The organism is Paenibacillus sp. FSL M7-0420, assembly GCF_038002345.1.
In the GTDB taxonomy this organism is placed as follows: Bacteria; Bacillota; Bacilli; order Paenibacillales; family Paenibacillaceae; genus Paenibacillus_AQ.
This window is the reverse complement of sequence record NZ_JBBOCJ010000001.1, coordinates 3598464-3618931: the sequence shown is the minus strand read 5'-3', so window position 1 is coordinate 3618931 and position 20468 is coordinate 3598464. Positions and strand designations below refer to the sequence as shown.

Annotated in this window: 19 protein-coding genes; 1 reads left to right on the top strand and 18 read right to left on the bottom strand. The window is 46.6% G+C overall.

Going from position 1 to position 20468, the window contains the following annotated elements; all coding sequences use genetic code 11:
- Positions 1-151: 151 nt before the first annotated feature.
- Positions 152-2443 (top strand): helix-turn-helix transcriptional regulator, encoded by a 2292-nt coding sequence (locus MKX51_RS15260; protein WP_340992989.1) that lies wholly within the window; start codon positions 152-154, stop codon positions 2441-2443.
- 35 nt (positions 2444-2478) lie between these two features.
- On the opposite strand, the gene MKX51_RS15255 is transcribed toward MKX51_RS15260, so the two are convergent.
- From MKX51_RS15255 to MKX51_RS15170, 18 genes are all read right to left on the bottom strand, one after another.
- Positions 2479-3147: a hypothetical protein gene (locus tag MKX51_RS15255; protein ID WP_340992988.1), complete on the bottom strand. Its 669-nt coding sequence runs from the start codon at positions 3145-3147 to the stop codon at positions 2479-2481.
- A gap of 29 nt (positions 3148-3176) precedes the next feature.
- Positions 3177-3956 carry an HAD hydrolase family protein gene (locus MKX51_RS15250; protein ID WP_340992987.1) on the bottom strand — a complete coding sequence of 260 codons (780 nt, stop codon included), beginning with the start codon at positions 3954-3956 and terminating at the stop codon, positions 3177-3179.
- Positions 3957-3973: 17 nt separating this feature from the next.
- On the bottom strand, positions 3974-4900 hold the full coding sequence (locus MKX51_RS15245) for a hypothetical protein (RefSeq protein ID WP_340992986.1): 927 nt from the start codon (positions 4898-4900) through the stop codon (positions 3974-3976).
- Entirely contained in the window at positions 4897-5712 is an 816-nt protein-coding gene (locus tag MKX51_RS15240) for a Sir2 family NAD-dependent protein deacetylase (RefSeq protein WP_340992985.1), read from the bottom strand. The genes MKX51_RS15245 and MKX51_RS15240 overlap by 4 nt, the downstream gene beginning before the upstream one ends.
- On the bottom strand, positions 5709-6431 hold the full coding sequence (locus MKX51_RS15235) for a sugar phosphate isomerase/epimerase family protein (protein ID WP_340992984.1): 723 nt from the start codon (positions 6429-6431) through the stop codon (positions 5709-5711). The genes MKX51_RS15240 and MKX51_RS15235 overlap by 4 nt, the downstream gene beginning before the upstream one ends.
- 13 nt (positions 6432-6444) lie before the next feature.
- The gene (locus tag MKX51_RS15230; protein ID WP_340992983.1) at positions 6445-7674 is read right to left on the bottom strand and encodes a radical SAM/SPASM domain-containing protein; all 1230 of its coding nucleotides are present in this window, start codon (positions 7672-7674) and stop codon (positions 6445-6447) included.
- Positions 7649-9448, bottom strand: a complete 1800-nt coding sequence (locus MKX51_RS15225; RefSeq protein ID WP_340992982.1) for an ABC transporter ATP-binding protein — start codon at positions 9446-9448, stop codon at positions 7649-7651. The genes MKX51_RS15230 and MKX51_RS15225 overlap by 26 nt, the downstream gene beginning before the upstream one ends.
- Positions 9445-11196 (bottom strand): ABC transporter ATP-binding protein, encoded by a 1752-nt coding sequence (locus MKX51_RS15220; protein ID WP_340992981.1) that lies wholly within the window; start codon positions 11194-11196, stop codon positions 9445-9447. The genes MKX51_RS15225 and MKX51_RS15220 overlap by 4 nt, the downstream gene beginning before the upstream one ends.
- A gap of 66 nt (positions 11197-11262) precedes the next feature.
- Positions 11263-11385: a hypothetical protein gene (locus MKX51_RS15215; RefSeq protein ID WP_340992980.1), complete on the bottom strand. Its 123-nt coding sequence runs from the start codon at positions 11383-11385 to the stop codon at positions 11263-11265.
- Between the two features lie 26 nt (positions 11386-11411).
- Complete coding sequence (locus tag MKX51_RS15210; RefSeq protein WP_340992979.1) at positions 11412-11684, bottom strand: PqqD family protein; 273 nt, start codon at positions 11682-11684, stop codon at positions 11412-11414.
- Complete coding sequence (locus MKX51_RS15205) at positions 11674-12438, bottom strand: hypothetical protein (RefSeq protein ID WP_340992978.1); 765 nt, start codon at positions 12436-12438, stop codon at positions 11674-11676. The genes MKX51_RS15210 and MKX51_RS15205 overlap by 11 nt, the downstream gene beginning before the upstream one ends.
- 29 nt (positions 12439-12467) lie before the next feature.
- A complete protein-coding gene (locus MKX51_RS15200; protein WP_340992977.1) occupies positions 12468-13934 on the bottom strand; it encodes a nucleotidyltransferase family protein in 1467 nt (488 codons plus the stop codon).
- A 72-nt stretch (positions 13935-14006) separates the two neighbouring features.
- Positions 14007-14129: a hypothetical protein gene (locus tag MKX51_RS15195; RefSeq protein WP_340992976.1), complete on the bottom strand. Its 123-nt coding sequence runs from the start codon at positions 14127-14129 to the stop codon at positions 14007-14009.
- A 150-nt stretch (positions 14130-14279) separates the two neighbouring features.
- A complete protein-coding gene (locus MKX51_RS15190) occupies positions 14280-15035 on the bottom strand; it encodes a MerR family transcriptional regulator (RefSeq protein ID WP_340992975.1) in 756 nt (251 codons plus the stop codon).
- A gap of 33 nt (positions 15036-15068) precedes the next feature.
- On the bottom strand, positions 15069-15971 hold the full coding sequence (locus MKX51_RS15185; RefSeq protein ID WP_340992974.1) for a CPBP family glutamic-type intramembrane protease: 903 nt from the start codon (positions 15969-15971) through the stop codon (positions 15069-15071).
- Positions 15972-16236: 265 nt separating this feature from the next.
- Positions 16237-17481 carry an MFS transporter gene (locus MKX51_RS15180; protein ID WP_340992973.1) on the bottom strand — a complete coding sequence of 415 codons (1245 nt, stop codon included), beginning with the start codon at positions 17479-17481 and terminating at the stop codon, positions 16237-16239.
- A 126-nt stretch (positions 17482-17607) separates the two neighbouring features.
- Positions 17608-19101 (bottom strand): N-acetylmuramoyl-L-alanine amidase, encoded by a 1494-nt coding sequence (locus tag MKX51_RS15175; RefSeq protein ID WP_340992972.1) that lies wholly within the window; start codon positions 19099-19101, stop codon positions 17608-17610.
- A gap of 254 nt (positions 19102-19355) precedes the next feature.
- The gene (locus MKX51_RS15170; RefSeq protein ID WP_340992971.1) at positions 19356-20345 is read right to left on the bottom strand and encodes an alpha/beta hydrolase; all 990 of its coding nucleotides are present in this window, start codon (positions 20343-20345) and stop codon (positions 19356-19358) included.
- Between the last annotated feature and the right edge of the window lie 123 nt (positions 20346-20468).

The following is a 20468-nucleotide window of genomic DNA, read 5'->3' as shown; positions in this document are numbered from 1 at the left end:
ATCAGCATGTTATATATCTTTTCGCCTTATTTGCGTATTTCCCTAGAATAGCGTATAAATCAGCAAAAGTGCATATTGTGCGTGTCAGCTTTGGGCCGCTATGATAGGATAAAACGATAACCAAGCGGCTGCACCTGAAGGGGGAATACATATGAAGAGACCGCTTACCAGCCAATTTGCCCTTAGCGGCCTGTTCGTTAAGCTCATGCTCAGCTTCCTGAGCGTCATCCTGCTGCTGGCTTCATTCAATCTGTTCTCTCATCTATATCTTAGCGGGAAGGTCTATCAGGAGGTGGTCCGGCAGAACGAGCAGAGCCTGAAGCAGACGGTGGAAGGGTACGAGAATCACTTCCGGCTGACGCAGAATATGATTCTGGCGCTGACCCAGTCGGATACGTGGACAGCCAACCTGGGCATTCTCAGCCATCTGAAGGAGAACCGGCGGTATGATATTCTCAGTGAGGTCAAGTCGGATCTGATGACGCTGTACGGGAATCCTTTTCTGCATATTGAGAATTTCATTCTGTACTTCAAGGCGGAGGACTATGTTCTTGAGAAAGAGGGGCTGAGTACCGCGGCCGACATGTTCGGCAAATATTATTACAGCGGGGAGTATCCGGCGGACTTCTGGAGCGGCCAGACTATGGACAACCAGTATCTGAAGGTCCTCCCTGCTGCTTCTTTTACGGAAACAACAATGAGCTCCACGCGTGCGCTCGGGCGGCTGATGCCGGTCATGATCAAGGCGATTCCTTATGAAGAGGTCTACGGCATTGTGATGCTGAATCCGCAGCGGCTGGAGCAGGCGTACGGGGATGCCGGGAAGAATCCCTTCTATATAATGGATGCGCAGGACCGGCTGCTCTTCTCCACCGCAGAGACGGAGCTGCCAGCGCTGGAATATGCCGTTACTACAAGCGCTCATGAGCGGATCGGGGACAACTATTATTTCTATCAAAAAGGGGCGCAGACCGGCTTCACCTACGTCCGGGTCACCGAGGTTGCCGCCATTGCGAGCGGGCTGCGCGGCATGCGGCTGCTGCTCGCGGTTCTGCTCGCTGCTGCGGTGCTGGTCAGCCTCCTGTTCTCGCTCCTGTTCAGCTACCGGCTGAACCAGCCCCTCCAGCGCCTGATCGCCGCGTTTGACCGCAAATCGGGCAGCGCCCCCGGCAAGGTGAGCAGTGTCAAGGAGTTCGCCATTATCGGCGACCGCCTAAGCTCCATCCTGGAGAACAACCGGTTCATCCAGAACGATCTGGCGCACAAGAATTCGCTGGTCCGCCAGTATGCGTATACCCATAAGGTGAAAAACATTCCGCTGAACGCAAGTCTGAGCGAACTGGAGGATGCGCTGCATTCCGAACGGCCGTATGCCTCCATCCTGTTCAAGCTCAGCTTCACCCGCCTCCCGGAGGAGCCGGAGAAGCATACGCTGGCCTTATGGCAGCTGATTCAGCGCCTGTTCACCGGGGAGGAATCCGAGAACGTCGCTTTGCAGCCGGAGCAGGATCTGCTCTTGCTGCTGCTCTTCGATCCCGGTCCGCAGAGCGGCATACTTCAGGTGCTGGGTACACTCCAGGAGCTGCTGGCAGAGGAGCGTTCCCTCTACCTCACGATAGCGGTCAGCCCGGTGTATTCGGGGGAAACCCCGTTTACCGATGCTTACCACAACCTGTCCGAGCTGCTGAAGGAACGCAGACTGAACGGGGAGACACAGATCATCGTAGAGCCGCGGGCCTCGTCGGCCAAAACGTTTCATCTGAAGGTCACCCATGGGGAAGAGCTGCATAACCTGCTGCAGTCCGGCAGCGAAGAGGCGGTCTTCGGCTGGATAGACCGCCAACTGGAGCAACTGTCGAATAAGGATGCCGCTGCGGAGGATTTCCGGGCTTTTGCTGCGGGGGTGGCAGAACAGACAAGCAAGACCGTCATGAAGCTGAATCTGCCGGAGCTTGAAATGGGGCTGGTCGCGGCCCTGTCCGGTGAGCCGTTCGCCGCCTTCTATTCCACGCACCAGTATAGTGAATGGCTCCAGGAGCTGGTGACTCCGGTGCTTGCGGCGATCCGCAGCGGCTCGGAGACCCGGGACCCGGTCATCAGCTTCGTGCTGGAGTATCTGGAGAAGCATTACGGTGAGGATATCAATCTGAACATTGTAGCCGACAAGCTGAATCTGACCTCCGGCTATCTGTCGAGCATCTTCAAGGAGAAGACCGGCATTAACTTCAGCGAATATCTCAACACGCTGCGGATCGAACGGGCCAAGGAGCTGCTGATGAACATCGACCTGCGCATCCAGGATATCGCACTTCAGGTCGGCTATCAGAACGTGAACTCGTTCATCCGCATGTTCAAGCGTGCCTCCGGCCTGACCCCGGGTGAGTACCGCAAGCGGGCTGGCGGGGATAATCAGGAGCTGGGTTCGGTAGCGGGGGAGGAATGAACGGGGATGTAATATTGAGTTTCAGAGAAGCACAATCAACTGTTGATAAAACTCAACCATCTCAATTTGAGCTTCTTCCAGTCGTTTTGGATATATTGCTTAAGAAATTCAGGATCTTTGTTAATACGGTGTAATAGCCTGTGTGCCTCCTCCCAGCCATAGGCGCTAACATAGAAATGAATAAAGCTGCTGGCGACCGCATACATCGAGAATCCCTTCAAACGTTGGCTCCAAAATAAGGGATCGGTATAAAGAACTTCAAAATCAGTGCAATCATCAATAAATTCACGAGCAAAATGACATTCCTGCTCCCTGCTGACGCAGCCTGCTGATTTCCGGTCCCTGATTCTTAATTCAATGTAGTAGGCCAATCCTTCTGCGAAGAAGCTCGGTAGCCTGCCCCATTCGTTCAAGGCGACAGCATGTGCTTCTTCGTGTATGAACGGAATTTCTAACTCCGAATGCATCGGGACCGTACAACTAATGCCTTTAGTGGTCGTTTTGCCATGACACTCCATTCCGTCTCCTGGTGAAACCAAATAAATGAAAGGTCTTTTAGACTGAACACCTTTATCTAGATTAAGCAGATTTCTAATGCCTATCCATCTCTCTTCAGCTTCTAAGGGCAACCTGTCCAACCATTCTCTCGGACTGTTCTCCTTAAATACAAAAAAAAAGTTGCTAGTCTTTATGACAATACCCAACGCAATATGCTCCTTTCACCAAGATGGAGTTATTTACCGATAAGACCGTGGATGTACTCTGCTATGTCCGTAAAGTGATTTGCTACGATTGAAGCTGCAGCTCTTACTTCAACTGGCGAAGTAATAAAAGTGATACTGTCATTTGCTAATCCAAACATGCTTATATCAGGAAAGTCATCACCGACAGCAAGTATATCTGAGCTATTAACGATTGCGGAATAGGCATTCAGCCCAATTGCTTTGTTTTCGCTCCTTGTTCGTATTTCGGTTAATGGAAGCGAGGTCCAGTAGCTGACTTTGATAAGGTCGCCAAATATTTGATAACATGATTCTTGTTCCAATCGTCCCCTCACTATCACTCGATATACTGGGAAATTCTCGTCCCACCGTCGTTTCATATGCAGAGGCAACCCGAGGATCATCTTTGCAAGCGGCAGCATCCTGTTATCGGCGACACTCCAGCCATCTGGCCCTTGAAGAACGACAATTTCTTTTTCCCGTAAATGTGAAAGTGTTCGAATATCCAATACTTCATGACATGCCCACAGCTTCATTTGGGTAGTGTCGGTGATTAATTTTCCACCAAAGCTAATTAGGTCTACCTCAGTTTCCAATTGGTCCAATATCAATAATGATTCAAGCTGGGTACGTTTTGTTACTAATACGATGTGATGATTTTTTGATTTAATATACTTGAACAACGCGTTAACACCTTCTAGCACCGTTCCATTGACAGCTATAGTATCATCTATATCAAATGCAAAAATTTTATTCCTATTTAATATTTCTATAATATATCTCCCTTTCATTGAATGCCAAACTATGCTCAATCACAAAAAAATCGAAGCAAATCCATCATTTCTAATGGCTCTTTACCAATGGATACAAGCGCAATTTTGGCGTCACTAGTTAGCAAATGAAATGAACGCTCAATGGCTCTTTTTTCCTCTGTCGAGAATACCCACCCGATATGAGCCTCCATAAATCTCGGCATGACCTCCTCCGCAGAGGCCGTTTTCAGTTCACTCTTTATATCAGGGTTTATAAAGGGGAATAGAATGGCTTTAGCTGTCGCACAATTGCTGATGTTTTGAACTGGAATCGAATATTTCTGATTAGGAGATACCTCTTCGCGGTCCTGGTCTCCGTATAAATCAAAAAAGTCAGGTCTTACAAGAATGTCTCCCCCCGCGCCATATATCTTGCCTTGTTCGTCTGTCACTAGATTATCATCAGTTAACAGGAGATATCCGCACTGATAGAGCAGCCAGATTAATGTACTCTTGCCCGATCCGCTGGGTCCTATGACAAGGATGCTCTCTTGGGACTGATTAGAGACAATAACACCAGAGGCATGCAAAGGTATGTGTTTCTCGAAAAACATATGGCGATGGATATGTCTTCTCACTTCTGATTGCAATAAATAAGCTGAACGTCGATTCAACATACCTTCACGCAAGCCAATAATTGTTCGATTCGTCCCCAAAACGGATCTAGCTAATAATCCATACTCTGGCATAATAGTAATGAATTCATTAAGATAGTAACCAACTAAATTTTTTTTGATATTAAGCAAGCCTTTGGGCATAAAATTAATTAATGAATCGTAATGTATAAATTCACAGCGGTAATTGGCTTTCACTTGGTTAAAAACCCCTAAAGAACCGATATGTACTCCCTCATCTTTCAGTTCGGGGGGGACCTCTTCAATCTGAGCAACAACGTTTCCATAACAGATATACTCACTTGTCAAATCCGCTTCTCCTCCATATCACGCTCCCACTTAGGAAGCAATTGTTGAACGTCTTGTAGATATAAGTAGTCTACCAAATGCAAACATTCTGGAGGTTCCATGGCTACGCAATGAATTGTTACACCATTCAATTTCCAGAACTGAAGTAGGCCGACCTCTGCTGGACACGATAGGCCTAAGGTGATTACATGCTTTGGCCGCAGCGAATAAAGTTTTTTGTTACCTAAGGCCAGATGGGCTTTTACGCCGCTTTTTTGATGGAGCATATCTATATTTTCTGTAACAACTACATTGTTATTGTATCGGTCCAGCAGTCGAGCCAATGCTAGATGAGCCGCCGTTGGTTTTGCAAACTTTATTCTCCAAAGAAACATCATAAAGCGCGTCATAATAACTTTTGGTTCTTCTATACAGATTCTAGTTAATACCGGAAGATCTTTGATATACAATTGATCGAGTAGCTCCTTTGTTCCCCAGATACCTGAAGCTCTGGAGATTCCAGCTCCTGTGTAGAATACCAATTCTTCCTTGGAGCAGGAGATGAGACGCCAAAGCATCTCAGTATCTCCTAGTCTTGGAAGTCTACCCGACTCTATCTTCTCTTCACATATGCTAAAGTAAGGAGCGGATATGGAACAGCCGTATTTTACAACCACCCGCTGTCTATTATGGTTTAGGTAATTATTCAGATTCATGTTTGATAATTGTTTTTGTAGATCGGCATAAGCGACATCGAGCATGAATCCAGATTTGTGCTCCTCAACACAAAGTGTCAAATAACCTCCTGTAGCGAGCTGGTAACTCCATATCATTCGAATACCAACTTCCTTAACTGAGTTAGCACATCTTTATCATCACAAGCATCGTCCAATGAAATATAAGGATATTCCAGCATGAGCGCTCCTTTGTAAAGGCCTTGTTTTTCCTTGTAAAGTAGTTCAAAGATTGCTTCGTGATCAGAGGGACCTATCCTAGTATATCTTTCGCAAGAATTGTATCCTCTGATGTGCGTATGGAATACGTTAGCAGTGAAATAGTAGTCTATGGGCTGCCCCAAATATCTGGCGTGAGAAATATCCAATGCTATGCCACATTCTATATATTCGCTCAGGATTTTAACCCATTCCACAGCGACTGAATTTGTATTTTCGATTGCAAGCTTATATTTGGCAAACCCTCTCGCGAGCGTCTCTATCTGATCATGACTCGGCCATTCAGGCGCTGGATGCAGCACGATCAGGTTGGAATCCAGTGCTGCTGCAAAGCGTACCGTTGCTTCTACTTTATCGTTCAAAGATTTCGGAGACGTCTGCATCAGGTTTTTTTCTGCATGAATTGCACACACATGCACACCCGTAACCTTCACTGTCTGAGCGATGGTTGCCATTTGTAATTCATCAGTTATAATAGGGATCTCGATTTCTTCGAATCCCAATTTATTTACATTCCGGATCAGAGATGCGATGCCTAAACCTGCATAAGGAAAATCGAATCTTAGCCCCATAAGAGACAATCCAATATGCTCCGACAATTTCGTCCTCCCTTTACACTAATTTATTGAATGCAAGCTTATCTGGCAGCTCTGATAAAAGTGTTGGGTCAATCCGTTGCTTGTCGAACTGTTCTTTCAGATAAGGGATCGTTTTCATAAACCAGCTACACAAATGGGACTCCCTGTTCCAGCCGTCTTCTCCATAAAAGGATACATTATGCGCTACACATCCTCCGTAACAATAGCTATTTATGTGGCACTTACTACATTTGGGCACTGTATGAACGCTGTGATGTGTGAATTTTTCAATCAATGGATTTTTTAAAATATCATCCAGACACTCTTCACCTATGTTGCCTATGACATAATCGGATAACCCATAGAAGGTATCACATACATATATATCGCCGTCAACATCAAGTCCAACATGTTGTGTTCCCGCTCCACATGGTGATGATGCACACATATAGCATCCGTTCCCCGGAATCAATATATTTTTGACTATAGAAGCAAGTTCTCGCTCATAGATCATGCTAGACGGGTGATTATAATTGTGGTTGACTAGCCAATCTATGACTTTTCTCGTTTGTCCCCAGTAAATATCATTATTTGTTTTTAACTCGTCTTCCTTGTGAGCTCCATAGCCAGATGGGAAATAAGGAAGAAAAGAAATAGCACGAATACCCTTTTCCTTACAGAGTTCCAATAAATCAATAAGATTCATCATGTTTTTCTTGGTAATTACGGAGATCAGGCCAATGCCTACTCCTTGCTCCTGTAATCTGTCTATGCCTCGCATCGTTTGCTCGAAGGAGCCATTACCTTTTTCATAAATACGTGATTGGTCATTTACCTCTTTCGGGCCGTCTATGCTGATTCCAACTGAAAACTTTTTTTCTTTGAAATACTCTGCCCAGGCTTTCGTAATCAACGTTCCGTTTGTCTGAATTGAGAATTGCACTCTTGCTGAATAAGGTTTGTGTTCAAGAATATGAACAATATCTTTCAGTATTTGCCCTGCCATGAGGGGTTCACCACCGTGAAATGTGCAATCTATCACCCTGGGATTATTCTCAGCTACCTGATCAAAAAACTGCTCAACAATCTCCGTAGTAATTTGTTCTTTACTGGCACCTCCAGAAACATAACAATAAGTGCATCTTAGATTACAATCACGCGTCAGCTTAACCACAATTTTATTGGGCTTCGCAGGTGCACCGGCATATCTCGATGACAACCATACTTGACGGCCCAGCTTAAGAGCCTCGTCTGTTTTTCTCATAACTACACTCCAATCCTTTTTCGAAGTCTGCATACATGCTAGCTTGTGCAGAGAACATTCGATAATAGTAACCTTTAAGGGCCATCAGCTCGTCATGGCTGCCCACCTCGACGAGCGCACCTTCATGCATGACCATAATTTTATCGACCATTTGGGCTATGGGCAGTCGATGGCTGACAACGATAGCTGTCTTGTCTGAAGACAGGCGGACGAACTGTTCGTATAATTCCGCCTCGTTTTTGGCGTCTAGTGCAGCAGTTGGCTCATCAAATACCAGAATTGTGCGTTCTCTGAAATGTGCCCTTGCGGCGGCAACTCGTTGCCATTCTCCACCCGAGAGATCAATGCCATTAAAAGCTGGATTTAGGATAGTATCAATGCCTTTATCAAGCTTATATAGCTTTTTAGCAATTCCAGCCCATTCAAGTGATTGCTTGATCCGATTTTCATTTTCATATTGAATAATATCGCTTAATGCAACATTATCTCTGATACTAAGGGAGTACTTGGTGAAATCCTGCAGCATTGCTGTAGAATGTTCACGGAAATGGACGGGATCCTTACCGACAGCTCCGAGAGCAATTTCTCCTGAATCGGGTCTGTCCAAGCCAAGCAGCAAACGTATAAGTGTAGATTTGCCGGAGCCGTTCTTTCCTACGATTGCGACTTTCTCACCGATACGAATGGATACATTAATATTACGTAAGGTATAATCTGAAGCCGTGGGATATTTGTAATGCAAATTAGATAACTGTATCAAAGACGAAACCATCGGAGGCTCTAGCGAAGGACAATGGGCTTCATCCGGTAGCTCCATCATCATTTTGTAATCTTCCAAGACGACTTTTGATGCAAAAACACCATTAATTTGATGGACGAAAGCCGATACTAACCATTGCAAATGTTGCAGGGCAATGATTACTGTAGCGATCGCGCCAACTGCCAGTTGTCCGTCCTTAAATAAACGCAATGCATAGACAAGGACCACAAACAGTCCAAATGTTCGAATCAGCGCTGCCGTAATATCATAGACCGATTTTTTGTTTAACAATTTGATGGATTCCTGATCGAGCTTTCTACGCAATTTTAGCCATCTTCTGCCCAGAGCCATTCGGTTTCCATAGGTGTTTAATTCACTGGCGGCTTCCCGGCTGAAAAGAATATCCAGATAGCTGCTGTTAAGCCTCTCCTCCTCAGTCTGTTGCTTAATGAGTGTCATGGATTTACGATCCATCATGTTTTTTACGATAAATGTAGGTACCGCTACGAGAACAACAGTTGCGAATACGAAAAAATCCAGCGTATAAAGCACAGCAAAAATAGATAATGACCGAATTACACCGCATAACAGAAAGGTTGTCGTGAGGTAGATACCGAGAACATCCCCGGTATCGATTCTGGATGTCCGGGTAATTAGGTCTTGTATCCTGGAGTCCTCAATCGTTCGTAGCGGTAAGTTTGTCACCTTTGTCAAGGTGTCATGGGCAAGTCTCTTTTGAGAATATTGTCTTACGATATCGAACAGATAATAGTACACTTGCCAACATAAGTTGGGGACAAGCAAAGACCATAGTAAAAAAACAAATAGAAGATAAACAGTTTCCTGAATTTTAAGTAGCTCGCCGCTTTCGGATAACACATTAGTAAGCTTCAATAGTGCATTTAATTCAAAGATAGGTGCGATACCCCAGATCATCATAACAAGCAGCATCCCTACTGAAGCAAGGCGGTGCGAGGACCAAGCAAGCTGGGTTACTCGAAATAATGAATTCATCTCATCCCTCCTTTGTACCAGGATGATTGAGTTTCGTATAATGACGCATACCCGCCTCCAAGTTCGATCAATTCATGGTGTGTGCCTGCTTCAGCAATAAACCCGTCTTTCAGAAACAGGATACGGTCTGCCTCTCTTGCAAAGCCTAGACGATGAGAAATTATAATAGATGCCGCTCCCTCTATGTGGTTCCTAAACAAACGGAATGCTTCAACTTCTGTCTCTGGGTCCATGGAAGAAGTGGGTTCATCCACGATAAATAAAACGGCTTTCGGCTTAGCGAAGGCTCTAGCTATCGAAACCATCTGCCATTGTCCCCCCGATAGATTGATCCCACCTTTAAAGCCAATCCCAAGTCTTGCTTCATCTCTCAGATGTGTTTTTAGGCCAAACCTTTCCATCAGCCGTTCAGCATCGTCGCTGTCGCGGAGCCTCATTGTGATATTATCTTTTAATGAAAGCGGATAACGAATTGGCTGCTGAAAGACAAAGGAAATATACTTTCGCAATTGTAGTCTGCTCCACCTAACCGTGCTTTTCCCCATTACACGGATATCACCGCTGGAGGGGTGGTACATACCGGCGATCAACTTCGCTAGTGTACTCTTGCCTGAACCGTTCTCCCCCACCAGCGCCACAGTTTCGCCAACACCAATCGACAATTCAATATCTTTAAGAATCCATTCTTCCTTGTTTGGATATTTGAAGGAGACCGCTTTAAGCTCAACAAGTGGACTCGTCTTTTCTATTATCGGATTGGTTTCATTCTTATCCGAAGATGGTTTCTCGATGACGTTCTTGTAAATTTCCCATTCATGAACAGATTTCACAAGCTTCTTAACATCACTTTGACCGCTTTGGATTGTCTGGAACACTGATACAGCAAAAGGAATGATTGCTATTAACGTCAAGCCCATGAGTCCTTGTCCCGGTTCATTCAATGTATACACCAATCTTATCAGTGTTACAAAAAACAAGATTAATCCTACAACCATGACCATTAGTTCAAGTAGCATAGATTTAAGGGAGATTTTAAGATTTTCCTTGATCAACCCTTGTGAGAGACTTCCCCATCGTCCAATTAAGAAATGGTTTGAGGAAAACAACTTGCTTTCTTTTGCAGATCCTGGTTTGATAAGCAAATCGGCGATGTAATCAACGATTCTCTGCTGACTATGCTGGTTCTGGTGCACCTTAAATTCAATCGCTGACACTTTCCCTGAAAAGTATAATGCTGGCCCTCCTACTACTAGGGTCAGTAGAGCAACAATTGGGTCAATCGTCCATAAGGTTATGGCAAAGGTAGTTAGTATAATAATCATACGCATTGAGCCAGACAAGGCATCTACGAACGTTACGAAAAACCCCACGGTTTCTTTAGCCTTAGCAATATCTGCATATTTTTCTTCTGTGTCAAAATTAATAAGCGGCATGGAACGTACTTGGATCATCAGATGTCTTGTTATCAGGTTACGGGTTTTCCTCCCTAGCAGGTCTGTAAGCAATCCTCGAAGCGTAGAGAACAGGTTGCCAAGAAAACTGAACAATGACAGTAAAGCAACCATTAGCACAAGCATATATAACATGGCATCGGCAGACATACTCTCCAGTAATGTTTTAAGCGCCCAAGCTGTAAGCATTGGAATAAATGCAGTAGCTAGATCTACGATAAGCAAGCCGGTACATTGCATATAAGATTTCTGTACCACGTAACGCACGATTTTTATAGAATTGTATGAGCTGTTCATATCCTTCCCTAGTCTCCCTTTCCAGCCGGGTTGGAGTGAGCATAAGCTTGCTCACTCCGTTCATGGTTACGCTTGCCCCCAAATCAATTGTCGCCAATCGCCAACAAACATCGATTCGTCCTTTTGTTTTGCAAGTTCTTCTTCCGTAAATGAAGCTATAATTTCTGGTTTAGTCCAGTTGTTCTTCATACCATTTCACCTCCTTTCCAGCGGAATCATGCCTCCATAACCTGAACAATGTCTTTCTCTATAAACTGCTCCAAAATATGTTGTACATCTTCAGCCACCATTTCTTGCTCAACATCATATTGATAAGAGATTTTAGATATGATGCCTTCAAGTGATATTTCTTGCTCAACAATCTTCAGAATCTCAGCAGCTGAAGCGTTTACAAAATGCAGCATTCCTTTCTCAATGTCATATACCATGATCTCTTCCTCATACCCAACCTCTTGGATAACAACGGAATGGCTTCTCCTATAAAGCATGGTCATCCTCCTTTTCTTCAGAACAATTGTTATTCCAGTACCACCAAGGATCCGTTAATGTAGTTCTCCATGAAAATCTTTCACTGTGCCTTATACGGAAATACACTGCATAACGAATATTGGCTGACAGATTGGGACTAACGCTGTGTGCAAGCAAATAATTACATATGATGATATCTCCTTCGTTAACAAGGATTTGCTGGGGTTTACCCAAATCGACTTCAGGCATTCCGTTTAATACGGCATCCTCTCCATAGATTCGAAAATAGTCACGGATGATTTGATGGCTTCTTGGCCAAACAGTCAAATTGCCTGCAAAATGCTCATGAACATTACTTAGGAACACCCCTACCAAAAGTTCAAAGTTGTTATAGTTCTCTTTTGTAACACCGTTGTATGGGGATGGCAAACCATCAATATGTGGTGCAGGGATAACGCTTGGATGATCTAACGATTCGGAGAATCTTAACGCGATTTGACCTGAAACTACGTCTTCATATTTATCCTCAAATATCTCCTGTATTACTGATTTTGCACGAGAACCATAGAATAATTCTAAAATGTTGCCGCTGGTATTTAGTTCGGAACAATAACCTAACGCTCTTCCCAAAACGGCCTCACGAAAAGTCATTCCTTTCCCGAGAGAATGGTTAATGGCTTTCTTCGCTAATATCACCTGTTCTTGGGGTACGGCATTTGCTAAGATGGTGTAACCGTCTTGTATCAATTGATGCTTCTGAACTGTATTCAGCATGGGAGTTCACCTCATACCTGATTAAGTATTTATAAAAGTATATTTACTGGTATTAGAGTAGATAGTGGGCCATCTCCCCATCTTGTAACACAAATGACTAGGCCAACCTGAGATACAAATGGAGTTGATAATACTCCTACTGGTATTTTTATATGTATCACATAGCCTTGGTCCTCTCCGATAGTAAATCCAAAGCTGCAACCTTCAGATTGTTCCTCCACCTCAATGTTTGAACCATCAAAAGAAAAACAACAACGTTTCCCCTCAAACGCCATTTCAATAACATCACATGAAAGCGAATTTGGGCGATTGATCAATTCTATTCGTATGTCCAACTGATCGGATTGTCGTTTCAGAGTCATTAAATTGACTTGTCGTACACCATGGGAATTGAAGGCTTCAATATCTGGTATTAGTATCTTTGTGTCCCTTCCCCGCAGATTGAAGCTCTCAGCCCCCAGCCGTTCCGTAAAGTCGCTGTAATTGGAGTATATATAATCATTGGGGCGTGTCGGCAAATACATTAATCCATTCCATAATATAAATTTGGGATAAGCCCGATTGGGGTCATAAGCCAGCTCTTGCAAGCTACTTTCGCCCAAGATCAGACTTATTAATTCTCTGGCAAAGTTCACCGAGGTAGATTTCTCGTTAGAAGTAATTATTAATTCAAATCGTCTTACATCAAATGAAGGGCGGCGCAACAAGTCGCGAATATCAAGCAACTCAGCCAGGATGATGCCTGATGAACAATGGAAAAGCGAATGGACAAAGTTCTTGAAAAGGTGCGCGCACAGAATGAGAACCTGATAGTGAACGTCGGGTACGCGCATACCACCGAAGTTTGGAACTGCATAAGCGTCTTGATTTAAATCTGAATAGGATATCTTATCACTGGTCAACTTTGTAAACGATTCGAAGAAGATGTGTTTTTCAGCGCGTAGCGCTTTCTTCAGCATCCCCTCGGAGTATCCAAAAACAGGAATGAACTTGTGAATATCTATGACTAGTTCTTCCCTTACCATTGTGCTAAACTCATGATCACTTATCCCATCTTCGTTTATCTTTGCAAATCCAATTTCCATTAGTAGACTTACCAGACTTGCGGGATCCGAATAAATCAAGTCCATATCGACGCTTCTCCTGATATGGTAAGCTTGGTTTGTCAATCCATAAATAGAGATCCCTTTAATCAAGATCGGGAATTCGTTGAAGTTATGTCTTTGGAATAAATTTACAATCTCCTTGGCTAACTGACATTGCTTAAGGAACCTCAATTGATTTCGATATCTGGAATCATCCAAAGTCTGAGTTAGATTAGTACTCTGTATTTTATCTTCAAGGTGCTGTAAATCTTGACTTACTCGTCCCTCAAGCTTATGCAAAAGTATCAGCTCCAGCAGGAACTTTGTAATTAAATCCTCTTGCCCTGGGATAAATCTAGTACGGGTAATCTCCAGAAAATTTTTTAGAATAATTTGCAAGTCGTTATCCATATCGTCCTCCATATGGGGGCATGTGTGCTCTAGTCGGAGCGGGCGTTAGTCCTCACCCACTCCGTTGCTGCGTCAGGACTGGCCCCAAATCACTTGCTTCCAATCACCGACAAACATCAGTTCATCCTTCTGATGTGCTAGTTCTTCTTCATTAAAAGAAGCATAGATTGCGGGTTTCTTCCATTCCTTTTTCACTTTGAATCACCTCCCGCTTAGAAGATACATAAATATTAACTAAAAGGAAATGAAATTAATACCTGTCTAATTATAGGTATTAAAGAAGAAATCTACATCAAAAATGAAACAAGCGTGCCCCGGATGGTGGCACGCTTCATGGAACAACGATTAAGGGCGGGGATCTTCCTCACCCAGATAAATGCGGATAACCGCATCCATATATTGCATGACTTCGGTGGTCATCCCGTACACTCGCGTAGTCTGGCCTTCCTGCGGAGTAATGTAGTCCCAATATTTCTGGATGAGCTGCTCATCTCCGCCAAACATTGTATCGGCGTATTCTATAATAGAGGACGCAAGCTGCTGCGCTGCCGGTGAATCGGGCGGCTCTGCCAGCAGTCCCTTAACCCGCCAGAGAATATCGGCCCACTCCATAGTCAGCGGATTGCTTACATCGTTGATCGGCAGCAGCTCGAGTTCCTCCGGTGAGAAATACTGCTGCCGTAGCGCTTTGCCTTGCGGAGGCTGTTCAAGCTCACGGATAAATTCAAGCATCTCGTCTATATTTACTTGTTCGCGTGCCCGCATGGCGTATAGGATAGAATACAGCAAATGCTCTACCGCTTGCAATTTGTCCTGCTGCTGCTTCACGAAGGCCATCTGCTGCGTAAGGGCCCGGCTCCATACGGCAACATCATTGTGAGCTACTTCACCGTTGTCGAGGATAATCTTGATCTCACTCAGTTTAAAATGCATGTGTTTCAGCACAGCGATCTTCTGCAGCCTTAAAATATCATTCTCACTATAAGATCGGTACTGGTTGCCGGTCTTCCTGTCCGGCTGGAGCAGGCCCAGCTTCTCATAATAATGCAAGGTGCGGACAGAAACACCAGTAAGCTTGGACAATTGCCCTACAGTATACATCGGCTTCCCTCCAGATAAGTACAGTATTTTGCCTTAGCGCCCGGCGCAGTTATTCATCCGGTATGGGCCTGGCATACGCCGGCGCCACAGGTTGAACAGTAACAGCAGTCCTGCGGTGCCGACAATCACAACTCCGAACTGGATGACAACCGGGCCTGTCCCTGCCTCCAGCTCATTGTACGTCAGTATACTGCGGTCCCTCTGCAGAATAACAAACCGCGCCATTGCCAGATACGCCAGATGAAAGCCGATGGAAGCCCACAGCGATCCGGTCAAGCTGCGCCATAGCTGAAGCACCGTGCCGAAGCAGAGCAGCATAATCACATATTCTGCATTAATGCTATTTCCGCGGTCGAGTCCGCTCCAGGCTTGCAGCTGGTTTACAGTGACCGGCACCAGTACAAACAGCAGCACCTGAGCGCCATATGCAGCATAGGCAGGCAGGCGCAACCGCAATCCGCTGTATACGATTCCTCTCATCGACAATTCCTCCGGCATCGCCTCGTACAGAAAAGCGATACATGTACTGAAGGCTATAGCCAGCAACAGGTCCACGGAGAAATGCCAGGCAATAGTGGTAGTCCAGCCCAGCACCCCGGTAATCATAAAGCCTATTCCCCCCATCAGCAAGGCTGATGCGCCGCCGCCCAGCAAATGCAGGAATGCGGCCGGAGTCAATGGCAGCAGCTTGGCGGTCAGCCGGAACCGGCGCTGAATAAGATAAGCTGCGGGCACAATGAGCAGCACTGCGGTCATAGCCTGGACGACAGAAATGGTGTTGTCCGCCCCGCCGGAAGCCCGCACAGCGTTCCCGGCAACCGTGGCGGTGAACAGCCCCAGCGTCATGGCCAACCATCCAAGCGCTGTAATCGCCAGCCATCTCCCGGATGATTCCCGGCCATCGTTGTGCTTTGCAGATGATGTTATTCTATCCATTGTGCATCCCTCCTGCTGCCATTGTAAACCCTCCAGTATACGTCAGGGTCAAGCCTGGGATTATCTTTGAGCATAGGGAAACCCAAATCCAGCTGTTTCCGCCGCTCCTCTAACCGTACATCACGCCCCTAGTCATGCCCATGCGGGGAGCTCTAACCTACTTATCTGGTATAACGACAAAAAGCCGCTAACCAGCGGCTTTTCAGGGGATATGGTTTCAGTTAACGAGCAGAAGTGTTCTATCTGCTTAGATCATATATTTATGTTATTGCACAGCCTGTGCCTGCTCCGGCGCTTTTTGATTCATGATGGGAAGCATCATTAAGGCGCCTAGGAGGAACAGTATGCCAGCCCCGCCATAAATGGTACTCAGGGAGAAGGCGCTTTTCAGCGCACCTGCGAACGACATGGACACGACCATCATCCCGACAAACATCGGATTCAGCACCCCGTTGACCCGGCCGACAATAGCGCTGTGCGACCACCTCAGAATCATGGTACTGATTCCGATATGAATGCACGGGAACATCAGCCCGTTCAGGAACTGCACGGTCAGCGTGAGCGGAACGCTTGTTGAGAACCCGACGATAGTGGTGCAAACGGCACCTGCCAGCATCCCCATGGCGAGCAGCAGCTGGGGCGGAACCTTTTTGGCGAAAGCGGCCACGAGCCCACCCCCGATCAGCATGGCTGCACCGTTGACCATCAGCATGTATTGCAGGAACTCCTTGCTTCGGCCAAGCCGCTCTGTGACGATGAACAGATTCAGTGCCTGGGATACACCCACAGCAAGTCCGGCCAATACAAACGCAAGTCCGAGCATCCGCAGCACCTGGCTCTGCCAGACATACCGGAAGCCTTCGGTGAAGTCCTTACGGAATTGCCCCTTCTCGGCAACTGTCCCGGCTTCCATATGATCCTCCGGCAGACGGATAAGCACGAGTGCCGACAGCAGAAAAGCAACGCCCATTACGGCAATGGAGATCTCAAGGCCGAAGGTGCTGTATACGAAAGTACCTAACATCGGTCCGAGAACCATGAAGATGGCCATCAGCGACTGGAAGAGTGCCATCCCTTGCTGCAGCTGCTCCTCCGGCACATGGAACTTAAATAACCGCATGCTCGAAGGCTGGGAGAACTGCGACAGAATGGCCGAGATGAACGCGACCAGATACACGGATTCCCACGAACCGAAGTGAATGCTGAGCAGAACGGCGAATACCGATACCGCAGACAGGGAATCACACCAGATCATCGTCCGCTTCGGCCGCCACCGGTCCGCAAAGGTTCCTCCAATGAAGGAAAATACAAAGATAGGTGCAAATTCAGCTACACTGATCAGCGAAATGGCGTAGGGATCATTGTTGGTCCTCTCCGCAACATAGAGCAGAATAGCAAAATTACGCACCCAGATCCCGATCTGCAGCAGCACGCTGGATAACAGAATCGTCTGCAGAAAGCGATTACGGAACAAGCTAGGCGTATTCGCGCTTTGTTCATGCGGATTCAATCTTCTCAACCTCCTGTTTATTTACAAAATACGCTCAGCTTCTTAAGGCGGGGTTCTCCTCTCACTCTCTATATTATAAGGAGCGGACCGCGATCTTGAAAGCTATAAATGCAGGAGCAGACGGGGTCAAGCGACCCCGAAATATTCCTTCAGGCCCGCTACGATAGCAGCCGCTACCCGGTTCTGGAAATCGTCGGAGAACAGGATGGCTTCCTCGACGGCATTGGATAAGAAACCAACCTCCAGCAGCGTAGCTGGCATATTGGAATATTTCAAGACGATATATTTGTTGTATTTAACCTTGCGGTCCGGAAAGCCGGTGGTCCCTTGCAGGTGCTTATGCATGATACCGGCGAAGGCTTTACTCTCCTGACTGTAGTAGTAGGTTTCGGTTCCCCGGACATTGGGCATCCCTGTGGCAGAATTGCCATGGATGGAGACGAAGGCATCGGCCTGCAGCTCGTTGGCCATCTCTGCCCGTCGCTTGTTGGGCGGATAGGTATCGTCGCGGCGTGTCATCACCACATTGAACGCCGGCTCCTGCAGCAGCAGACGCTCTACCTTCAAGGCGACGCTAAGGTTGAAATCTTTCTCCAGCTTCTTCGTAATGCCGATCGTTCCCGGGTCCGCAGCCCCATGGCCGGCATCAATAACAACGGTCTTCTTCCCGTTGCCCGGCTGAACCGGCTCTGCCGGAGGCAGCTCGGCTGCGGCAGAGCTCAGGTCGACGACCAGGAGCCGGGAGGCGGCATCCTCCTCGATGTAACTGGTATACTTCGTATCCGTAGAGAGCGCAATCACAATCCGTACGGCGGCGGCGTCCGTCCCCGAAAGTCCGTAATACAGCTTATTGACATTGGGAACGCCGGTAACAGTCTGCTCCCCCGATTGGGTGCGGCTATCCCATGACACCGTCTGTAAGAAATCTGCGGAAAAGGTCGTTCGGGGCAGCTCCACCACAATCTGCAGCGGTTCGTTACCGGTATGTACAGACGGCTGGACATCGCCGGTAAAAGCAAGCATCAGGCGGTCATCGCTGAAGCTGAGACTATGGACGGTGGAAGCCGCCGCGGCTGGGACGGGCAGGGTCACCGGCTGTTCCGGGCCTTCAGAGCTGACCGGAGCGGGAGTGACGGCCGGCTCTGGAGCCTCCGGTGAAGCCGGCTGCACCGGCGGAAGCGGAGCTGAAGTCAAGCCCACCACCTTGCGGCTGTTGTCCCAGCTGACCTGGACACCCATGGCTTCGCTGATGAACCGCAGCGGCACCAGCGTGGTTCCGTTACGGTTCCGGGGAGCGGTGGCCAGCGAATGGGAAGCCCCATCGATGAGGGCTTTCTTTTGGCCAATCGTCAGCACTATGCTGCCAGATTCCTTAGGGATGGTTACAGTTCCAACCTGTTGATTCCAGAGGACCCCCATTCCCATATTCTCCGCAATGATCCGCAAGGGAACCATCACACTGCCGTTGATCAATTCAACCTTGTCTTTCTTTTGCATAGGAATGGCTTGCCCGTCCAGTATGATGGTCGGACTTGTCTTCACGGCGGCACTGGCCTGCCCGCTGAGCGGGAAGCATAAGAATAGGACGGCGAACAGGAGGAACCAATTGCATTTTTTCATACGTGCATCTCATCCATTTCATCTAATTTGTAGAATTGCTGATTCTTAAATTAGACTCCAGTAATTGGAATAGGTTGCGAAATTGAGTATTTATAATTAGTTATATCAAGTGGAAACGGCTTTGCCGTCCTTTTAAAGGACGGTACCGTTTCAGCGAGAAATAGAAGATAATTATAGCGCGAAGCATATAAATTCTTATCTTTCTACAAAAAAAGGCACCCCGAGGGGCGCCGCACTATATTATTCCATTCTCCCTACTTCGCTTGCTTCAATTGAACGGTCTTCATGTATTCCTTGAATTCCTCGGCGATTTCTTTGTACTTCGTATGGTGCAGGTAATGGGAGCCTACCATCGGGATCAATTTACCCTGTGCAGACTGCTTCGCCTGCTCCTCATGCAGCGGAATCCACTGCTTGTTGTTCTCGTTATTGGATTGTGCGAACAGCAAGACCGGCAAATCCTGCGGGTATGTCAGCTTTTCGGCATTTTTGAAATTGGAGCCAAGGTGGCTGAGTTCATTCATCAGTGTGGAGTTATTGCCGTGTACATTGGTGATCAGTTTCATCTGCTCTTTGGTATGCTCATCATAGTCAAGCGATTTAAACGAATCTCCGCCCAATTTTTGGAGCAGCCGCATCACACCAGAATCCTTGGCAAACTTCATGGCCTTCAGCGGCAATTTCACATCCATGCCTGGCTGATTGGGCACACTACTGTCAATCCCTACGAAGGCTTGAACCTCATCCGGATAAGCATTCACATAAGACACGGAGTAGAGTCCTGTAATGGAATGTCCCATCAGAATGTAACGCTTCAGCCCGAGCTGCTGCACAGCTTCATGAATTTCACTGATGATGTTCTCTGTCGTTCTTTCTTTATCCGTCCCATCGCTCAGGCCATAGCCGAAAGGCTCGATGGCTACGACTTTGTACGAAGGCGTCAATTGATCTATCAGCGGCTTGAAATCAAGCACAGGCGAAGCGGTTCCTTGCCCCGGCAAGAGAACAATGGTCTGTTCCCCGCTGCCTTGAATCAGCACATTCATCTTTTTGCCTTCTACATTAACGTACTGCCCGTACGATTCGATCTTCTTCTTCTCGATTCCAGTACTGATAACATTAACAATAAAGGTGATGCCTATGAACAGCACGAGCACACCGATAATGCCACCTAATATTTTCAACCATAATTTCCGTTTCTTGCGTCCCTTTTCAGGTTTATTTATTTCAGCGGTTCCTGCCATGTCCATCTTCTCCTGTTCTTCTATCTGTAGATTCGCCTTAGCGGTATAGGTAGAGTGTACCTGCTTAAGATGTCCTCTTCGTGACGGGAATATGAACGGAGTATGAATAGGCATGTAAAAAAA